This is a genomic window from Mycobacterium sp. ML4, from assembly GCF_054515735.1.
In genome coordinates this window covers 89772-107893 of record NZ_JBTNSY010000015.1, presented here as the reverse complement: position 1 = coordinate 107893, position 18122 = coordinate 89772, and the positions used below count along the sequence as shown (strand labels likewise).

The window sequence follows — 18122 nt, the reverse complement described above, 5'->3', positions numbered from 1 at the left end:
TGTGACTGGAGGGCACCGACGGACAGTTGTGAACACAGACCTCGATGCCCTCCTGACCGACCTGTATGTGACGATCGATGACCACGTCGTGCAACCCGAGCGGCCGCGCGCCGGACGGCCGAAGCAATTGACCGACGCCGAGCTGGTGTGCCTGGCCGTGGCTCAGGCGCTGCTCGGCGCCCGCAGCGAACACCATTGGCTGCAAATGTGTTACGGCCGACTCGGACACCTGTTTCCATACCTGCCGAAACAGCCCGGTTACCACAAGCGGGTCAAGGCTGCGACACCGCTGATCTGCAAGGCCATGCCGTACCTGGCCACCCAGTGCCCGTCGTGGGCCGACGATCTACGCCTGATCGACGGCACCCCGGTGCCGTGCGGTGCGTCGCGGGAGACCGCGAAACGCTCTGAACTGGCCGGTTTCGCCAACTACGGGTACTGCGCCGCGCACTCCCGCTGGTTCGGGGGTTGAAACTGTATCTGATCACCACGGCCGAAGGGATGCCCGTAGCGTGGTGTCTTGCCGACCCCAAGATCGGCGAACGAGAGGTCGCCGCAGAGCTTTTCGCGCACGCCCGAGACCTCGGCGCGCTGCCCGAGAAGGTGGTCGTGCTGGCCGATAAGGGCCTGTCCGGCACTGCCATGGAACGCTACTGCGCCGACCAGCTGAGCTTGCTGCTGGTGCGCCCCGACCGCAAGGACGACAAAGAGCGCCGCTACGGCAACCTCGCCGGCATGCGCCAATGGATCGAAGCCGTCTACGACACCTGCAAAGATCAGCTCAATCTCGAAAGACATGGCGGGCGCACACCGCAAGGCGTCTACGTCCGCGTCGCCCAAGCCTCCTCGCTCTTGCCGCTGTGATCCGGCACAACTGGAAGATCAACACCCCAGTCAAGAGGTCACTGATCGCCTACGACCACTGACCAAGTTGGGAATTACTCATCTAGGGGCGCTTACCGTATTCGAGCGCCGCAGCCCCGGTCGCGGGCGCGCCTCGGGCGACAACGACCGGCATCGACGTCGACGCACTGGTGCGCAGGATGGTGTGAACCACCGCGACGAGGTCCTCGACAGGCATCAGCCTGCCCGGCATGCAGCCGCGAGACACCCACAGCGGATAGGCCTGCAGGGCCAGGTCGCGGTCCCACCCGGCGTTCATGCCCGTCTGCGCATCACCCTCACCACCTGCGCACTCACCGACGATGAGGGTGGTGAAACCGACAGCCGGGTGTTCGGCTCGCCAGGCCTCGACCAACCGTTCCAGCGCGGCCTTGCTGACGCCGTAGGCGCCCAGGCCCGGCCACGGCGGTGCGAAAGTGCCCGCGTCGGACGACAGGTAGACGACCTTGCCCGAGGAAGCCGTCAGGTGGGAAATGGCCGCGGCCGTCGTGAGCGAGGCGCCGATCACGTTGGTGTCGAACACGCGCCGCCAGGTGTCGGCGTCGGTCTCGGCCAGCGGGATCAGCGGACAGATCGCGGGTGGGTACACCAGGTTGTCGATGCCGCCAAGGGCTTCGGCCGCAGCTTCTATGCCGGAGCGCGCCGACGCCTGATCGGTCACGTCGCAGTCGACGGCGAACGCGCCCGCGCCGGCTTCCTGTGCAGCTGCCTCAAGCCGCTCACGCCGCCGGGCCAGCAATGCGACCTGATCTCCGCGCCTTGCCAAGCCCACACCGAGACAGCGCCCCAACCCGCTCGAGGCGCCGATCACGACCGTTCTCGCCATACCGACCTCCGCAGCCGAGCATGACATACCGCCCCTGAGCGATGAGAACGGGGTTACCGCTTGTGGAGCATGCCATTGCCCCAATGGCGCCGGGGGCGGCGTTTAGTGGTGCCTGCGTCGGGTATGCCGTCACCGCGAGAAGAACGGCACCGCCAATGAAGCTGGCTGGAACCATCTTTCATCAGGAGCACACGTTGGACCACCCCAGGACCGACCCCGTCTACCACGCCCGGACCTCGCGCAAGCACGCTGGCGAGGCGATGAAGAACGGCGCCAACTCAGCCGGTATCGCGGCGGTCGCACTCGGAGTGATAACGCTGGTCCTCGGCTTAGCCTCGTTCGCCACCGGCCATGCGCCGGCCGGCACTGGCGGTGTCATCGTCGCTGTCCTCGTTGCAGCCGCCGGGCTGGCCTGGCTGCGACGCACTCACACCAGAGTTCGGGCCGCGGAGCTGCAGTGGCATGACGCGCATTCCGACCGACCCCCACCTCCGCCGAGCAGCTGAGCCGTTGCGACAGCCGTATACGGTGGGTTCTATGAAATACATTGAGGTCGAGGGTGTGGGGCGGGTCAGTCGGATCGGACTGGGCACTTGGCAGTTCGGTTCGCGCGAGTGGGGCTACGGAGACAGCTACGCTTCCGGTGCGGCACGCGACATCGTGCAGCGCGCCCTCGCCCTCGGTGTGACGTTGTTCGACACCGCCGAGGTGTACGGCCTCGGCAAGAGTGAGCGGATCCTGGGCGAGGCGCTCGGCGACGAGCGCACTGAGGTGGCAGTCGCCAGCAAGGTCTTTCCGGTCGCACCCTTCCCAGCGGTGATCAAACAGCGCGAACGCGCGAGCGCCCGGCGGCTGCAGCTGGACCGCATCCCGCTCTACCAGATCCATCAGCCCAACCCCGTCGTCCCGGATTCGGTAATCATGCCGGGCATGCGGGATCTGCTCGAGGACGGCAAGATCGGCGCGGCCGGAGTATCGAACTACTCACTGAGCCGCTGGCAGCAGGCCGATGAGGCGCTCGGACGGCCGGTGATCAGCAATCAGGTGCACTTTTCGCTGGCCCATCCGCGAGCTTTGGACCACATGGTTCCCTTCGCCGAACGCGAGAACCGCATCGTGATCGCCTACAGCCCCTTGGCGCAGGGGTTGCTGGGCGGTAGATACGGCGTCGACAACCGTCCAGGCGGCGTGCGTTCGGTTAACCCGCTATTCGGCACCGAGAACTTGCGCCGGATCGAGCCGCTGCTGCAGACGCTGCGCGATGTCGCGACCGAAGTGAGCGCCAAGCCCGCGCAGGTTGCGCTGGCCTGGTTGATCTCCCTGCCGGGCGTGGTCGCCATTCCGGGCGCGTCCAGCGTGGAGCAGCTGGAATTCAATGTGGCCGCTGCTGAGGTCGAGCTGAGCACCGAGGCGCGCGACGCGCTCACGTCGGCGGCCCGCGCGTTCAAGCCGGTATCGACGGGTCGCTTCCTCACCGGCCTGGTTCGCGAGAAGGTGGGACTCTAAGCCGATCAGCCGGAGACACGACGGCGACTCAGCGGGGCGGTGAAGCCCCCCGTGTCGTCGAAGCCCGCCCATTGCCCCTCGTCGCACACCTCCATGCGCCAGCCCACCTGATACCGGCCGGCAACCGACTCAGCGAACCAACGGTGCGCATCCTCCGCGTTGTCGAAATCCCTGCTCGCGACGATCACGCCCTGCGGATCGATGGCCCGAAACACAGTCATGAGATGCGGATATCCGTTCCGGCCGGCTTTCAATCGCACCGACCGGCGCCACCCCCTGAGCCGCGACACTGAAACGGCGCACAAGACTTGCCGGGCGGGTGTGCCTGGTTGCAAGCTCGCCGACCCCGGTCGCGGCCCTACACCGTGCGTGTCAGCCGGTCGGCCAGCAGTTCGGCGAACCGCGCCGGGTCTTCGAGGACCCCGCCCTCGGCGAGAAGAGCTGTGCCGTAGAGCAATTCGGCGGTCTCGGCGACCGAGGTGTCGTCCGGGCGGTCGGCATGAGCCTGGCGCAGTCCGGTGACCAGCGGGTGGTTCGGGTTGAGTTCCAGGGTCCGTTTGCCGATCGGGACATCCTGACCGGACGCCTGGTACAGGCGCGCGAGGGTGGGGGTCATGCCGAAGGCGTCGGTGATCAGGCAGGCCGGGGAGTCGGTCAGACGAGTGGACAACCGCACTTCCTTGACATGTTCACTCAACGTCTCCTTGAGCCAACTCAGCAGGTCGGCGAAGTCTTTTTGCTGTTCTTCGCGCTCGGCTGCGGATGTCTCCTCATCGGAATCGAGGTCGACCTCGCCCTTGGCCACTGACTGCAACTGCTTGCCGTCGAACTCGTTGACCGCGCCCACCCAGACCTCGTCGACGGGATCGGTGAGCAGCAGCACCTCATACCCCTTGGCCTTGAACGCCTCGAGGTGCGGCGACTTCTCCAGCAGCTGGCGCGACGCACCGGTGGCGTAGAAGATCTGCGTCTGGCCTTCCTTCATCCGCTCGACGTACTGGGCCAGTGTGGTCGGTTCTTCTTCGCTGTGCGTCGAGGCGAACGACGCGATGGACAGCAGCATCTCCTGGTTGTCGAAGTCCGACATCAGTCCTTCTTTGAGGACCTTGCCGAACTGGGTCCAGAAGGCGCGGTAGTCATCCGGCCGCTGCGAGTGGATGTCCTTGATGGTGGACAGCACCTTCTTGGTCAGCCGGCGACGGATCGCGTTGATCTGCCGATCTTTCTGCAAAATCTCACGAGAAACGTTGAGCGACAGGTCTTGCGCGTCGACAACGCCTTTGACGAAGCGCAGGTACACCGGCATCAGCTCTTCGCAGTCAGCCATGATGAAGACGCGCTTGACGTACAGCTGCACGCCGACTTTGGCGTCCTGGTTGAACAGATCGAAGGGGGCCTGCGACGGCAGGAACAGTAGGGCTTGGTACTCGAAGGTGCCCTCGGCTTTCATCGCGATCACCTCGAGCGGGTCGTCCCACGCGTGCGCGATGTGCTTGTAGAACTCCTTGTATTCCTCGGCGGAAACCTCTTCCTTGGGCCTGGCCCAAAGGGCCTTCATCGAGTTGAGGGTCTCGGTCTCGAGGGTCACGGTCTCTTCGCCGCCCTCTTCTGAGGGCGGAGTGCGCCGTTCGACCTCCATGCGGATCGGCCAGGCGATGAAGTCCGAATACTGCTTGACCAGGCTCTTGAGCTTCCACTGCGAGGTGTAGTCGTGCAGTTCGTCCTCGGCGTCCTCGGGTTTGAGATGCAGAGTGACGGACGTGCCCTGCGGGGCGTCCTGGACGGATTCGATGGTGTAGGTGCCCTCGCCGCTGGATTCCCATCGGGTGGCTTCGCTCTCGCCGGCCTTGCGGGTCAGCAGTTCGACCTTGTCGGCCACCATGAACGACGAGTAGAAGCCGATGCCGAACTGACCGATCAGTTCCTCGGAGGCCTCAGAGTCGCTGGCGTTTTTGGCATCACGCAGTTGTTGACGCAGCTCTGCGGTGCCCGACTTGGCCAGCGTGCCGATCAGATCCACCACCTCCGCGCGCGTCATGCCGATACCGTTGTCGCGGATGGTGAGGGTCCTGGCCCCTGTGTCCGTCTCGAGCTGGATGTGCAGGTCGGAGGTGTCGACGTCGAGTTCCTTGTTGCGCAGCGCCTCAATCCGCAATTTGTCCAACGCGTCAGAGGCGTTGGAAATCAGCTCTCTGAGGAACGAGTCCTTGTTGGAGTAGACCGAATGGACCATCAAATCCAGCAGTTGCCGGGCCTCTGCCTGGAATTCCAGCTGCTCGACCTGCGCGTTCATGAGAATCCTTCCTGAGACCGTACTTGGCATCAATGCTGGGTCCGAATTTAAGCGAGACGCCATTGCCGCCGGGCCCCGGGGGTGGTCGCGGCATCGGTTCTGCATCCTCGCGGCACGACAACGCTGGCTTGCCTGATCACATGCCACCCGGATTGTCAGACTCGGTCGTCGTCCACACGGTGCACGCGGGTCGGTCAGCGTGCGCCGGAACGTAGCCTCAGCACCTCCGCGCCTGACAGCATGACTCTCCGGTAGGTCACTCTGCAGTCCCTACTCGCACTGTCGCAGCGGATGCGCAGGCCCGGCGACGTTCCGGGTCCCGGTGAGATTGTCGACGACGTCGGCCAGACAGGTGAAGCCCGGGGCGGCGGCCATGTCGGCGGCGATGCGGCGGCTGGCTTCCCGGTATTGCCGTCGGTGCAGCACGGCGAGGATGTCGCGCCGCAGCGCCGTGACCGACGGTCGCTCGGTGGGCAGCCGGCGGCCGACCAGGCCACCCGCGCCCCCACCCCGGGCTTGTCCTCTTCGCCTCCGGTCGCCGCGATCGGCACGCCGCAACGCAGCGCGTACTGCACTCCCCCGTAGCCACCGTTGGTGACATAGACGTCGGTGCGGGGCAACAGCTTGTCGTACGGGAGGAACGTTGCCGCGCGGGCATTTCCCGGCAGTGAGGGCAGCGTGTCGAGTGGGCGGCGGCCGGTCGAGACCACCACCAGCACGTTCTCGTCGGCCAGAGCTTGCAACGTCGGCGCGATGGCTTGCCGGTAATCGACATTGGCGACGGTGCCCTGGGTGACGTGTACGACGGGCCGGCTACCGTCCGGCAGATCGGCGTTGGTGCTTTCGGGGCACACGCCCCGGCGAAATGCAGCGCCTCGGGCGCATCCGATCGCGGGTACTCGAATGCCGGAACGCTGCATTGGACGAAGGCACCGACCTGGGAGCACCAGTCGATCAATGAGTAGGGCAACTCGGCTCCGCGCACCGGACGGTAAATCTCTTCTCCAATGCTGTTGGCCTTAGCTAGGATTCGGCGATGCAGCACGGCGAGTGCGGCATTACATGTCCGGTTTGCCCACTGCGCCGGTGGTAATCCCATACCGAAGGGGGCGGTGTCGGCGCTGGACATCGGCAGGGGCACGACTCCGCACACCACGAGCGGCGGTCGGGCCGGTCGTTTATGCCCGATGAGCATCGCTCCGCCGGTGAAGGCGGGTTCGACCAGCACAGTTTCGGCGCCTACTCGGCGTTGCGCACGACCGCGGGTGGCTGCGGGACGACCTGCCCTTCGATGAATTGGTCGACACGACCCTGGTGATTGTTGGCGTCGAGACAGATCTGCGCATCACACATCGCGACGGTTGGAACGTCGAACGCTACCGCGCGTAGCGCCGACGCATGCTGGCGGAGAATATCTTTCGCTGAGGATCGACCGCGATATCCCCCATTCGGGGGTTTGCATCGAGGCGGGACGACCATATGGTTTCGGGATCATCCGGCGCGCACAATTCGGCGCACCGACTCATCGGAGCGATACGGCGACTTTCATGGCTTCTCTGGTATCGCTGCATGATTGCCTGCTGCTCGACCTCGACGGCACGCTCTATCGGGGGCCGCAACCGATAGCAGGCGCCGTCGATGCCCTCGCCGAAACCACGGTTCGCAACCTATTCGTGACGAACAACGCGTCCCGCAGCTCCACGCAGGTTGCACAGCACCTGCGCGAGTTGGGATTCGATGCAGATCCCGCCGATGTCGTCACCAGCGGGCAGTGTGCAGCACAGGTTCTCGGTGCCGAACTATCCTGTGGCTCGCCCGTCCTGGTCATCGGCTCGGACGCATTGGCCGCCGAAATGGGAGGCGCGGGCCTGCGTCCGGTGCGACGGTGGGCGGACGATCCGGTCGCCGTGGTGCAGGGGTTCTCTCCCGACATCTGCTGGAGCGACCTCGCCGAGGCCACTTTGGCCATCAGCGCCGGAATTCCCTGGGTGGCAACCAACCCAGACCTCACCCTGCCCTCTCAGCGCGGGCTGGTTCCCGGAAACGGCTCGATGGTGGCGGCATTACGGGCAGCCACCGGCTGCACACCGCGCGTCGTCGGCAAGCCGTTTACACCGATTTACCGGGACGCCCTGTCGCGCGGTGACTTTCACCGGCCCTTGGTGGTCGGTGATCGGCTGGACACCGACATCGCTGGCGCCAACTCCGCCGGACTGCCCAGCCTGCTGGTGCTCAGCGGCGTGACTACGGCGGCCGAGGCCTTGGCCGCACCACCGGCACAGCGGCCGACCTTTGTCGCGCCGGACCTCAGCGGAATCAACGCCGACAGCGACTCGTTGCGGTTCGAGCGCCTGAGCCAGTCATCAGCCGATTGACAGCCGTGGCCAGCGCCAGCGGCTGACGGCCCGGTCCCACGGTCGCGTCGGCCCGGGACATCAGGGCCAACCAGGCGTCGGCCGCGCGGGCAACCACCAGCAGAATCGGTGGACAGTCTGAGACCAATTGTTTGAGCTGCCGGGCGACATCCACACCGCCGGCCGGTGTGGCGTCACCGTCGAGGATCACCAGATCGACGCCGCCGACGATCACGTGCGCCAACAGCGCCGGGTAGGACTCCACGAATATGAGATGGCCTGTGCTACCGAGTGATCCGGCGACATAGCGGCGCAGGCTGCTGTCGTCGCTGTACACCACGGCACGCACGGTCATGCCGTGACACTAGGTCAGCCTCGGCGCGCTGACCAGGAGACACGCGCCAATACCCCCACCGGACCACCCGACCGGGGGATGGGCCGTCGGCGCCCGCATCAGACCATGTGGGTAGGTCTTCTGCTGCCCACCTGGAGGTACTCGCGCATGCTCACCCGCCACACCACACTGGTGAAGTTCCTCATCGAGGAAAGGCGCCGTCACCCCGACGCCAGCGGCGAGCTGAACTCGCTGATCCTCGACGTCGCCCTGGCCTGCAAGGCCATCTCGATGCGGGTGGCCCAGGGTGAGATCGGTGGCGTGCTGGGCGCTGCCGACGTGGTGAACGTGCAGGGCGAAGTTCAGCAGAAACTCGACGTGCTGGCCAACGAGTACTTCCTGCGGGCCACCGAATGGGGCGGGCAGGTGGCGGGCATGGCCTCCGAAGAGCTGGCCGAGCCGTACCTGCTGCCCCAGCAGTACCCACGCGGAAAATACCTGCTGGTCTTCGATCCGCTCGACGGTTCCTCGAACATCGACGTGAATGTCTCAGTCGGAAGCATCTTTTCGATCCTGCGTGCTCCCGAGCCGGGCGCGGACCCAGCGCCGGACGCCTTCCTGCAGCCCGGATCGCAGCAGGTGTGCGCGGGTTACGCCATTTACGGCCCGTCGACCATGCTGGTGCTTACGGTGGGTACCGGTGTGCACGCGTTCACCCTGGAACCAGCGCTCGGCGAATTCGTGCTGAGTCGCGCCAACATCCAGATCCCGCGCGCCACCAGCGAATTCGCGATCAACGCATCGAACCGGCGCTTCTGGGAGCCGGCGGTCCAGCGCTATATCGACGAATGCCTGGCGGGCAAGACGGGGCCGCGGGGCAAGGACTTCAACATGCGGTGGGTCGCATCGCTGGTCGCCGAGACGCATCGAATCCTGACCCGCGGCGGCGTGTTCCTCTACCCGCGTGACGCGAAGGATCCGGCCAAGCCGGGCCGACTGAGGCTGCTCTATGAGGCCAGCCCCGTCGCCTTCCTGGTCGAGCAGGCCGGCGGCCTGGCCAGCACCGGCCGCGGCCGGCTGATGGACGTCGTTCCGACAGGCCTGCATCAGCGGGTGCCGCTGATCTTCGGTGCGGCCGACGAGGTGGAGCTGATCGAGGAGCACCACCGCAAAGACTATGTCCGACCGTCCAGCTCACCGCTATACGGCATGCGGGGTCTGTACCGCGTCGTGGGCGGCTGAGCGAACCTGGGGAGTAAACACATGTCACGCCTGCACCCGATCATCTCCGTCACCGGATCTTCCGGGGCCGGAACCACTTCCGTCATGCGGACCTTCGACCAGATCTTCCGCCGGGAAGAAATCACGGTGGCGTTCGTCGAGGGCGACAGCTTCCACCGGTACGACCGCGTGGCGATGAAGGCGGCGATCGCCGACGCACACGCCCGCGGTAATCACACCTTCAGCCACTTCGGTCCAGAGTCCAACCTTTTCGAGGAACTGCAGGATCTTTTTGCTACCTACGGTGAGACCGGAACCGGCAAGGTGCGTCGCTATCTGCACGACGAGAAGGAAGCCGCACCGTACGCACAACAGCCGGGCACCTTCACACCGTGGGAGGAGATTCCCCCGGACACCGACATGCTGTTCTACGAGGGGCTGCACGGCGCGATCGTCACCGACGAGGTCAACGTCGCCAGGCACGCCGACCTGCGTATCGGCGTGGTGCCGGTAATCAACCTGGAATGGATCCAGAAGTTGCACCGCGACAAAGTCTCTCGCGGATACACCTCCGAGGCGGTGACCGATACCATCCTGCGACGGATGCCGGACTACGTGAACTACATGTGCACCCAGTTCTCGCAGACCGACGTCAACTTTCAGCGGGTGCCGGTGGTGGACACCTCCAACCCATTCATCGCCCGGTCCATACCGACCGCCGACGAATCGATGCTGATCATCCGATTCCGTGACCCGCACGGTATCGACTTTCCGTATTTGCTTGCCATGCTGCATGATTCGTTCATGTCGCGGCCGAACACCATTGTCTGTCCCGGCGGCAAGATGGACCTGGCCATGCAGTTGATCTTCACCCCGATGGTGCTGCGGCTGCTGGAACGTCGCAGAGCGCAGTTGGCGGCGGCCCGCTAACGAGTTCCGGCTTGTGGCGAGCAGACGCAAACTCGCACGTTCAGCCCGCTGAACGTGCGAGTTTGCGTCTACTCGTGCCCCGTCAGCGGCTACCAACCGTATGTCCGATCGCCGGGTCGATGACGTCCAGCGCCGGTTTGGGATACACACCCAGCACGATGAGCATGGCCAACAGCGGCATGATGACGGTCATCTCCCGGGGCACCAAGTCGCGCATGTCGCCCCTCCGGGGACCCGTCATGACCCGTTGGTAGAGCCACAGGATGTAGATCGCCGACAGGACCAGTCCTGTCACCGCCAGCACGGCGAACACCGGATACCGGGCGAAAGTGCCGATCAGCACCAGGAGTTCGCTGACGAAGGGCGCCAGGCCGGGCAGCGCCAGTGACGCCATGCCGGCGACGAGGAAGGTGCCGGCCAGCACCGGCGCCACCTGCTGCACCCCGCCGTAGTCGGCGATGAGCCGAGTCCCGCTACGCGAGACCAGGAAACCGGCGATCAGGAACAGCGCGGCGGTCGCCAGCCCGTGGTTGACCATGTACAGCGTTGCGCCGGACTGTCCCTGGCTGGTCATGGCGAAGATACCCAGCACGATGAACCCGAAGTGGCTGATCGAGGTGTAGGCGATCACGCGCATGATGTCGCTCTGACCGATCGCCACCAGGGCCCCGTAGATGATGCCGATCACGGCCAGCGCGATCACGAATGGCCGGAAGAGGACCGCGCTGTCGGGGAAGAGCCGCAGGCAATAGCGCAGCATGCCGAAGGTGCCGATCTTGTCGACGACGGCCATCATCAGAACCGCGGTCACCGGTGTCGCCTCAGCCGCCACTCCCGGCAGCCACGTGTGCAGCGGCCACAGCGGCGCCTTGACTGCGAAGGCGAGCAGGAAGCCGAGAAACAACAAGTGCATGACATTCGGGTCAGCCGCGATCTGGCCCGACGCCATCGCGGCCGCGATGGTGCGCGAATCAAACGTTCCGATGGTCAGATTCAGGCCGATGAGTGCGGCCAGCATGAGCAGCCCGCCGGACAGGCTGTACAGCAGGAACTTCAGTGCCGCCCGCGGCGCCCCGACTCCCCCGTAGCGGCCGATGAGGAAGTACATCGGGACGAGCATGGCCTCGAAGAACACGAAGAACAGCAAGACGTCCAGCGCCACCAGGGCGACCAGCATCATCGACTCGATGACCAGCATCAGGGCCAGGTACATGCTGGGCCGGCAGACGTCGTTCCATCCGGCGAGTAACAACAGCGGCATCAGAACCGTGGTCAGTAAGACCAGCACCATCGCGACACCGTCGATGCCGACGATGTACCCGGCGCCGAACGACTTGATCCAAGAATGGCTTTCCACCAACTGGTACTGCGGGTCGGCCGGGTCGAAGCGCACCACCAGCACGCCGACGACGAGCAGCACCCCCGCCGAGATGCCGAGAGCGGTGTACTTGGCAGCGGCCGGCCGGCCGGCCGGCACCGCCGCCACCAGCATCGCCCCGGCCAGCGGCGTCAGCCACAAGACAGTCAAGATCATGACAAACTCCCCAGCACGACACTCAACAGCAGGGCGGTGGCGCCGCAGAAGACAGTCAACGCATACGACCGGGCGAAGCCGGTCTGCACCCGCCGGGCACCGGTGGACGTCCTACCGATCACCCGGGCTATGCCCTCGACGACACCGTCGATGCCCACCCGCTCCACGCCGACCATTGCCCGCGACAGACGCAGACCCGGGCGCATGAACGCCGCCTCGTTCACGTTGTCCCCGAACAGGTCATGGCGTGCGGCGATGACGGCGCCCGAGGCCCACTCCGACGCGGTCGTGCGCACCGGGCGAGCGACGTACTTGACCACCGCGACGATGATGCCGATGCCGACCACAGCCAGGGTGACCGCGGTGAGCGCCCACCCGGGGATGGCCGGATGTGGCTCCGCGGTGTGGGCGGGGCCGGTCACGGGTTGCAACCAGCGCTGCAGGGTGCCGCCGACGGCGAGCGCCGCCCCACCGCCCACCGAACCGACGGCCAGGACGAGCATCGGCGCGGTCATGACGGGCGGGGACTCGTGCGGATGAGTGCCCGGGTGCCAACGCTTTTCGCCGAAGAAGGTCAGCACCATCACGCGGGTCATGTAGAACGCCGTGATCCCGGCGCCCAGCAACGTCACGGTGCCGAGCAGCCAGTGCGCCGCGAACGCCGCTTCGATGATGGCGTCTTTGGAGAAGAATCCAGCCAATGGTGGCACACCGATGATCGCCAGATATCCCAGCCCGAAGGTGGCGAATGTGATCGGCATGGATGTGCGCAGACCGCCATAGCGGCGCATGTCGGTCTCGTCGTTCATGCCGTGCATCACCGATCCGGCCCCGAGAAACAGGCCGGCTTTGAAGAACCCGTGGGTCAGCAGATGCATGATCGCCACCGCGTAGCCCGCCGGCCCCAGGCCGGCGGCCAGCACCATGTAGCCGATCTGCGACATCGTCGAGGCGGCCAAAGCCTTCTTGATGTCGTCCTTGGCGCATCCGATGATCGCACCGAACAACAAGGTGACCGCGCCGACCACCACCACCGCCGTCCGCGCTACTGGCGCCAGGTCGAACACCGGCCCCGAACGCACGATCAGGTACACGCCGGCGGTGACCATGGTCGCCGCGTGAATCAGGGCGCTGACGGGGGTAGGGCCCTCCATGGCGTCGCCAAGCCAGGACTGCAATGGGACCTGAGCGCTTTTGCCACACGCGGCCAACAGCAACGTCAGACCGATGGCCGTCACAGTGGACTCGGAGGCTGTCGGCGCCAATGCGAAAACTCCTGCATAAGAAAGTGTTCCGAGCTGGGTGTAGATAATCATCAGTGCCAGAGCCAGTCCGACGTCGCCGACGCGGTTGACGATGAAGGCCTTCTTGGCGGCGGTGGCGGCCGCCGGCTTGTGCGCCCAGAAGCCGATCAGCAGATAGGACGCCAAACCCACACCCTCCCAGCCGAAGTACAGTCCGAGGTAATTGTCGGCCAGAACCAGCAGCAACATGGCGGCCACGAAAAAATTCAGGTAACCGAAGAAACGACGGCGGCCCGGGTCCTCGCGCATATAGCCGATCGAGTACAGGTGGATCAACGCACCCACACCGGTGATCAGCAGCACGAAGCACATGCTCAGCGCATCCAGTTGCAGGCCGAAGTCCACCTTGAGCGACGGTACCCAGGTGAACAGCGTTTCACCGATGACGCGTTGGGCCGCCGCGCGCCCGGAAAGATCGGCGAAAAGCACTGCAGCCCAACAGAACGACGCGGCAACGGTCGCGCATCCCAGCAGGTGCCCCCAGGCGTCGGCGCGTCGGCCGCCCAGCAACAACACCGCCGCGCCGGTCAGCGGCAGCGCGATGAGCAGCCACACGGCCACGGCGGTCAACGCCCCACTAGCCGAGTGTCGTCCGGTTCGGGTTGGTCGCGTTTGACCATGACGGTCATGGCTAAACCGACCAACATCTCGAACCCAACGGCCCCAGCGACGGCCGCCAGAACCATGATGATCAGGATAGAGAAGTCCACACCTGACATCTTGCGGGTGTGACGCTGACCGGCTTAACCCCGAATCGGGGGATTCGGTTGGTGATTGAGGGCCGCAAATCAGCCCAGGCCCACCAAACCGGGGTCGAACGTCGCCCTTGCTGTCACCGACGTGGCGGCCGCCGCTATCACGACCCCGGCGTCGGCTTCATGACCTTTCGGGAACACGATCTCGGCGCTGTCGGGCCCGTCGCGATGCGCCATCACCCAGTCGTACAGCAACCAGTCCACCGCACAGGCGACGGCCAGTGGGTCGGCTTCCGCGCGCTGCGCCGAGGCGATAACAGACTGCAGTGCTTCCAGGTGCTCCTTGCGGGCGGCATCCTTGTTCACCCCGGAGCTGTCGAACATGAGCATCGACAGCGTCAGCGGAAAGCGTTGCCCCGCTTCCGTTCGCACCACCCACCGGCCCCCCAGCCACGGCCGGGCCGGGTCCACCTGGTGCATCTCGCCGAATCCGCCCACCACGCCGAGAGTGGGTTCGTCGAGTTCGTCCTCGAGCGGCGCCGGGCCCAACAGGCCGAGTGGCTGGCGGGCTCGGATCGAGAACAGCGCCGCGGTCCCGATGATCTTGCCGGCCCGCAGATCAGGCTTTACTCCGGCTGATTCGGCGGCCGCCGCGTACTCGAAGCACAACCGGTCCAGGGCGCGGTGCAGATTGACCAGATCGTCGCGCTCGTCTGCGTCCGCGGGACCCCTTCCCCCGCCGAGTATTTCGCCGAACCGCTCCGCGGCGACGATCAACGCGTCATCGAGGGCTTCCAGGTGGGTGGCCACCAACCGGTCGGCCTCGTCGGCTTCGACTTCCAGGGCCACCAGCGCCTGCAGGGAGATGCGCTTCCCGCCGGGAGTCGCCCAGAAGAAGCCGATCTGCCCATCGGCCTGTACGATGCGCGGCCTCACCGCCGCCGCCAGAGCACGACCCGGTTGTTGCCGGAGTCTGCGACCGCGAGCCGGTCACCGCGCAGCGACAAGCCGTACGGCCAGCACAACGTGTCGTGCTGCACCGATGTCCAGCGGTTTTCACCGTTGGCACCGAAGCCTGGCTGCGCCAGCACATGGTCGGCCGCGCGGCCGTCCGTGGGAACGTCGTCCCACAACAGGATTCGGTTGTTGGCGGTGTCGGCTACGGCCAATCGGTCCTCGGCCAGGCCGATGGCGTAGGGGAACCGGAAGCGGTCGCCGGTGTGCGGTCCGTAGGGCCATTCCTCGGCGCTGGTGAAATCCGGTTGACCCAACAGGATGTCGGCTGCGCGGTCGGCGTCGGGCGCGGGCGACCAGCCCAGGATGCGGTGGTTTCCCGCATCCGCGATCAACAACAGATCCCCGCGTCCCGCGATGTCGTGTGGCCACCGGAAACTGGCGGCCCCCGCCGCCTGTCCCCTGTTCTCCTCGCGGTGTGCGGGACTCGGCTGTCCGAGCACCACATCAGCCGGTTGTCCCGGATCCGGAATCCCGTTGCGCCAGCCGAGCACTCGCCGGTTGCCGGTGTCGGCCACCCAGAATGTATCGCCGATCATCGCGATGCCGAACGGCCAGTAGAACGAGGACGCGCAACATTCGGCGCCGGCGTTGGGCTCGACGCCGGACGCGTCGGCTTGCCCGAGGATGGCGTCCGGCGCGACGTCACCGGCGTCGGGGACGTTGTCCCATATCAGGATTCGATGATGCCACGCGTCGGCGACGACAAGCCGCCCATCGTGGACGAGCACCCCGGTGGGCAGGTTCATGCCGCGTTCGGGACCGCGGCCACCGGCCGCGCGGCCTTCGGTCTCGCCGTCCGGTTGTCCCAGCACCACGTCGGCCGGTTGCTCGTCGCCGGTCGGGATGCCGTGCCACACCAGCACGCGGTGGTTACCGGAGTCGGCGACCACCAGGTGCTGGTCGCCCAGGAACACCCCGCGCGGTGAATACATCCATGCCATCGTGGGTTTGGCCGCCGGCAGGCTCAAGCCGCCGGGGGCCGGCGCGCCGAGCCAGACATCGGGCGACCAGCCGCCGGTGAGGTCCGCGGTGGCGACCGGATCAACGCGCGGTGGCAACGCGGCTATGTTGTGCCGGACGGTGTAGCGGCTCATCCGCGCACTCGGACCCAGACGTCTCCGTTGTCGACCCGCAGCGGCAATTGTTCGAGTTGCGCCCCGGGCGCACTGAGGCATTCACCCGAGGACGCGTCGTAGCAGAAGCCGTGCCACGGGCAGGTCAGCGTGCCGTTGTCCAGATCGAGGATCGCATTGTTCAACGGCATTGCCTCATGGGCGCATTCGTTGCGGTAGGCCGACAGCCGCCGGTCGACGCTGATCACCAGCACGTCGGCGCTCTCGCCGGCATCGGTGGTGAGTTCGCGGACGGTGACGTCGCCGTCCGGGACGTCGGCGGCGGGTCCGAGTCTGGCCCAGCCGTCCCGGGACGGCCCGACCCGCAGTGCTTCCACGGGGATCAGCGTCGGCGACGGCTCGTTGGGCAGCACCTCGACGGCGGTGATCGACGGAACCCCGTCGACCAAGGCCTCCTGCACCAGGTTGCGCAGCGTGACCGACGACATCGAGCAGCCGTTGCAGGCGCCTTCCAAGCGAACGTACGCGGTGCCGTCCTCGACTCGGACCAGGGTGACATCGCCTCCGTGGCTTTGTAATTGGGGCCGTACCGAGATCAGCACCTGGTTGGCGTGGCTCACCGGATCCGGTCGGATGATGCCGTGCAGCGACAGCAGCAGGTGCACCACCGGGTCGTCCACCAACTCGAACAGCACCGTCCGGGCGGCCTCGTCTTCGCGCATGCCGCGCACGATGGTCACCAGACCGGCGCGGTGCACGGCTTCCAGCGCGGACTTCAGTTCCTCGGCGACGGCGCGGGCTTTCGGATCGAGGTCGGCCAGGGCCGCGACCGCGTCATCGACCCGCTTGGCCAATTCCTCCAGGCCGGGCTCAAACGCGGTGGTCATTGGTCGTCCCCGGTACGCAGCAGCGCGAGCTGCCGGGCGACTTCGTCCAGTACGCCGCGCACGGCCCGCACCGAGTCGTCATCCAGTTGCTCCTCGAACAGGAATCGTGCCTCGTAGAGGCTGGCTTTGGCCTGGTCGAATAACCCGAGGTGGGCAAGCGCATTGCCCTGGTTGGCCAATACCCTGGCCCGACCCAGCGGGTCGGTCTCACGGCCCCGTGCGGCGAGCACTCCTTCGTACAATTCCACTGCCTCCAAAAGGTTTTCGGCCTGATGCTGGGAGGGCGTGTAGACCAGCGAATTGGCCAGATTCAATTGGACACTGGCCCACTGCTCGGGATACTCCTCGCGTGTGTACACCTTGAGCGCGGAGCGCAACGATTGCGCCGCAACTCCGAGACGCAGCTGTCCGGATGCCTCCACCATCGGCATGGTCAGATACGCGGTCGCGAGATTGGCGTGCGCGGACGCCCACAGCAGCGGCGCTTCCTCGCGCAGCACCAGCTGCAGCGCGGAGTGGTAGTGCGGAATGGCCTGTGCCAGCAGGCCCGGATTATCCTGCGCCCGTTCATGAAACAGCCCGGCAATGGTGAGATGCAATTCGGCGCGCGCGATGCGCAGGCCCTCAGCGCCGTCCAGCAGCCGCAACGCCCGCTCGAGTCGCTGTTGGGCGGACGGGTCGTCGATGTCGCGGCAGACCGATCCGGCCGCACCGACCATCGTCGCCTCGAGGCACCGCGACACCGGGGCCGCCGCTTCGGCGGCGCGCTCCAGCAACGCCAGGGCCGTGGCTGAATCCCCCTCGGCCAGAGCATGACTGGCCTGAGCGGACAGTGCGACGGCGGCCAGTTCGCCGGTGACATCCACTGTCTCGGGTGGGGTCTCGCGCCGTCCGATGGTGAACAGCACCAGGTCGACCAGCACCCCGAATTCACCGAGATCAGTCCGTAACGTGTCGGCGTCGATGCCCTCGGGTTGCAGAACGAACCGGTTGTAGCGGGTGACGGGATCCTGCGCGGTGAGGTGTTCCAGCGCCGCTTCGACGTCGCCGCCATGGGCACATTCAAGCCCCCGAAGCTCTTCGGGCCACGTGTCCGGCTCTTTGCCGTCCAGCAGTGTCGCGCGGACTTCCTCGGCACCCGCCGGGATCAGCAGATAGCCCAGCGGCAGGGGGAAGGCGCCTAACGGTTGCGGCCTGGCCGCGATGGTCACCGCTCGCGCTAAGTCAGGCGCTGTGGTCATGACA

17 protein-coding genes and 1 pseudogene are annotated in these 18122 nt (G+C 66.0%); 6 read left to right on the top strand and 12 right to left on the bottom strand.

Going from position 1 to position 18122, the window contains the following annotated elements; translation table 11 throughout:
- The first annotated feature begins 28 nt into the window (after window positions 1–28).
- Window positions 29–926 (top strand): annotated as a pseudogene (locus ACX9NE_RS18165) (IS982 family transposase).
- A gap of 20 nt (window positions 927–946) precedes the next feature.
- Here ACX9NE_RS18165 and ACX9NE_RS18160 read toward each other — a convergent pair.
- Window positions 947–1729 carry an SDR family oxidoreductase gene (locus tag ACX9NE_RS18160; protein ID WP_459363910.1) on the bottom strand — a complete coding sequence of 261 codons (783 nt, stop codon included), beginning with the start codon at window positions 1727–1729 and terminating at the stop codon, window positions 947–949.
- A 155-nt stretch (window positions 1730–1884) separates the two neighbouring features.
- Between ACX9NE_RS18160 and ACX9NE_RS18155 the strand changes: the two genes are divergently transcribed.
- Together ACX9NE_RS18155 and ACX9NE_RS18150 are read left to right on the top strand one after the other, a co-directional pair.
- On the top strand, window positions 1885–2235 hold the full coding sequence (locus ACX9NE_RS18155) for a hypothetical protein (protein WP_459363909.1): 351 nt from the start codon (window positions 1885–1887) through the stop codon (window positions 2233–2235).
- A gap of 31 nt (window positions 2236–2266) precedes the next feature.
- Window positions 2267–3235, top strand: coding sequence for an aldo/keto reductase (locus ACX9NE_RS18150; RefSeq protein ID WP_459363908.1), 969 nt, complete (start codon window positions 2267–2269; stop codon window positions 3233–3235).
- A 5-nt stretch (window positions 3236–3240) separates the two neighbouring features.
- Here ACX9NE_RS18150 and ACX9NE_RS18145 read toward each other — a convergent pair whose 3' ends face one another.
- The 3 genes from ACX9NE_RS18145 to ACX9NE_RS18135 form a co-directional block, all read right to left on the bottom strand.
- The gene (locus ACX9NE_RS18145) at window positions 3241–3456 is read right to left on the bottom strand and encodes a hypothetical protein (RefSeq protein WP_459363907.1); all 216 of its coding nucleotides are present in this window, start codon (window positions 3454–3456) and stop codon (window positions 3241–3243) included.
- Window positions 3457–3593: 137 nt separating this feature from the next.
- Window positions 3594–5528 (bottom strand): molecular chaperone HtpG, encoded by a 1935-nt coding sequence (htpG, locus tag ACX9NE_RS18140; RefSeq protein ID WP_459363906.1) that lies wholly within the window; start codon window positions 5526–5528, stop codon window positions 3594–3596.
- Window positions 5529–5722: 194 nt separating this feature from the next.
- The gene (locus ACX9NE_RS18135; RefSeq protein ID WP_459363905.1) at window positions 5723–6382 is read right to left on the bottom strand and encodes a glycosyltransferase; all 660 of its coding nucleotides are present in this window, start codon (window positions 6380–6382) and stop codon (window positions 5723–5725) included.
- A 693-nt stretch (window positions 6383–7075) separates the two neighbouring features.
- Here ACX9NE_RS18135 and ACX9NE_RS18130 point away from each other — a divergent pair.
- On the top strand, window positions 7076–7903 hold the full coding sequence (locus ACX9NE_RS18130; RefSeq protein WP_459363904.1) for an HAD-IIA family hydrolase: 828 nt from the start codon (window positions 7076–7078) through the stop codon (window positions 7901–7903).
- Here the strand turns inward: ACX9NE_RS18130 and ACX9NE_RS18125 are convergent.
- On the bottom strand, window positions 7845–8237 hold the full coding sequence (locus tag ACX9NE_RS18125; protein WP_459363903.1) for a response regulator: 393 nt from the start codon (window positions 8235–8237) through the stop codon (window positions 7845–7847). The two genes, ACX9NE_RS18130 and ACX9NE_RS18125, sit on opposite strands and share 59 nt — an antisense overlap.
- 147 nt (window positions 8238–8384) lie before the next feature.
- Here ACX9NE_RS18125 and ACX9NE_RS18120 point away from each other — a divergent pair, with 147 nt between their 5' ends.
- Together ACX9NE_RS18120 and ACX9NE_RS18115 are read left to right on the top strand one after the other, a co-directional pair.
- Complete coding sequence (locus tag ACX9NE_RS18120) at window positions 8385–9458, top strand: class 1 fructose-bisphosphatase (RefSeq protein WP_459363902.1); 1074 nt, start codon at window positions 8385–8387, stop codon at window positions 9456–9458.
- Between the two features lie 21 nt (window positions 9459–9479).
- Complete coding sequence (locus ACX9NE_RS18115) at window positions 9480–10367, top strand: phosphoribulokinase (protein WP_459370746.1); 888 nt, start codon at window positions 9480–9482, stop codon at window positions 10365–10367.
- A gap of 82 nt (window positions 10368–10449) precedes the next feature.
- Here the strand turns inward: ACX9NE_RS18115 and ACX9NE_RS18110 are convergent, their stop codons facing one another.
- The 7 genes from ACX9NE_RS18110 to ACX9NE_RS18080 all read right to left on the bottom strand — a co-directional run bounded on the left by ACX9NE_RS18110 (window position 10450) and on the right by ACX9NE_RS18080 (window position 18118).
- The gene (locus ACX9NE_RS18110) at window positions 10450–11901 is read right to left on the bottom strand and encodes an NADH-quinone oxidoreductase subunit M (RefSeq protein WP_459365192.1); all 1452 of its coding nucleotides are present in this window, start codon (window positions 11899–11901) and stop codon (window positions 10450–10452) included.
- The gene (nuoL, locus tag ACX9NE_RS18105; protein ID WP_459365191.1) at window positions 11898–13775 is read right to left on the bottom strand and encodes an NADH-quinone oxidoreductase subunit L; all 1878 of its coding nucleotides are present in this window, start codon (window positions 13773–13775) and stop codon (window positions 11898–11900) included. Before nuoL ends, ACX9NE_RS18110 begins: the two co-directional genes overlap by 4 nt.
- The gene (locus ACX9NE_RS18100; RefSeq protein ID WP_459365190.1) at window positions 13772–13915 is read right to left on the bottom strand and encodes a hypothetical protein; all 144 of its coding nucleotides are present in this window, start codon (window positions 13913–13915) and stop codon (window positions 13772–13774) included. Before ACX9NE_RS18100 ends, nuoL begins: the two co-directional genes overlap by 4 nt.
- A 78-nt stretch (window positions 13916–13993) precedes the next feature.
- Window positions 13994–14836 (bottom strand): hypothetical protein, encoded by an 843-nt coding sequence (locus tag ACX9NE_RS18095; protein ID WP_459365189.1) that lies wholly within the window; start codon window positions 14834–14836, stop codon window positions 13994–13996.
- On the bottom strand, window positions 14833–16011 hold the full coding sequence (locus ACX9NE_RS18090) for an NHL repeat-containing protein (protein WP_459365188.1): 1179 nt from the start codon (window positions 16009–16011) through the stop codon (window positions 14833–14835). The genes ACX9NE_RS18095 and ACX9NE_RS18090 overlap by 4 nt, the downstream gene beginning before the upstream one ends.
- Window positions 16008–16877, bottom strand: a complete 870-nt coding sequence (locus ACX9NE_RS18085; RefSeq protein ID WP_459365187.1) for a NifU family protein — start codon at window positions 16875–16877, stop codon at window positions 16008–16010. Before ACX9NE_RS18085 ends, ACX9NE_RS18090 begins: the two co-directional genes overlap by 4 nt.
- Window positions 16874–18118: a hypothetical protein gene (locus ACX9NE_RS18080; protein ID WP_459365186.1), complete on the bottom strand. Its 1245-nt coding sequence runs from the start codon at window positions 18116–18118 to the stop codon at window positions 16874–16876. Before ACX9NE_RS18080 ends, ACX9NE_RS18085 begins: the two co-directional genes overlap by 4 nt.
- Between the last annotated feature and the right edge of the window lie 4 nt (window positions 18119–18122).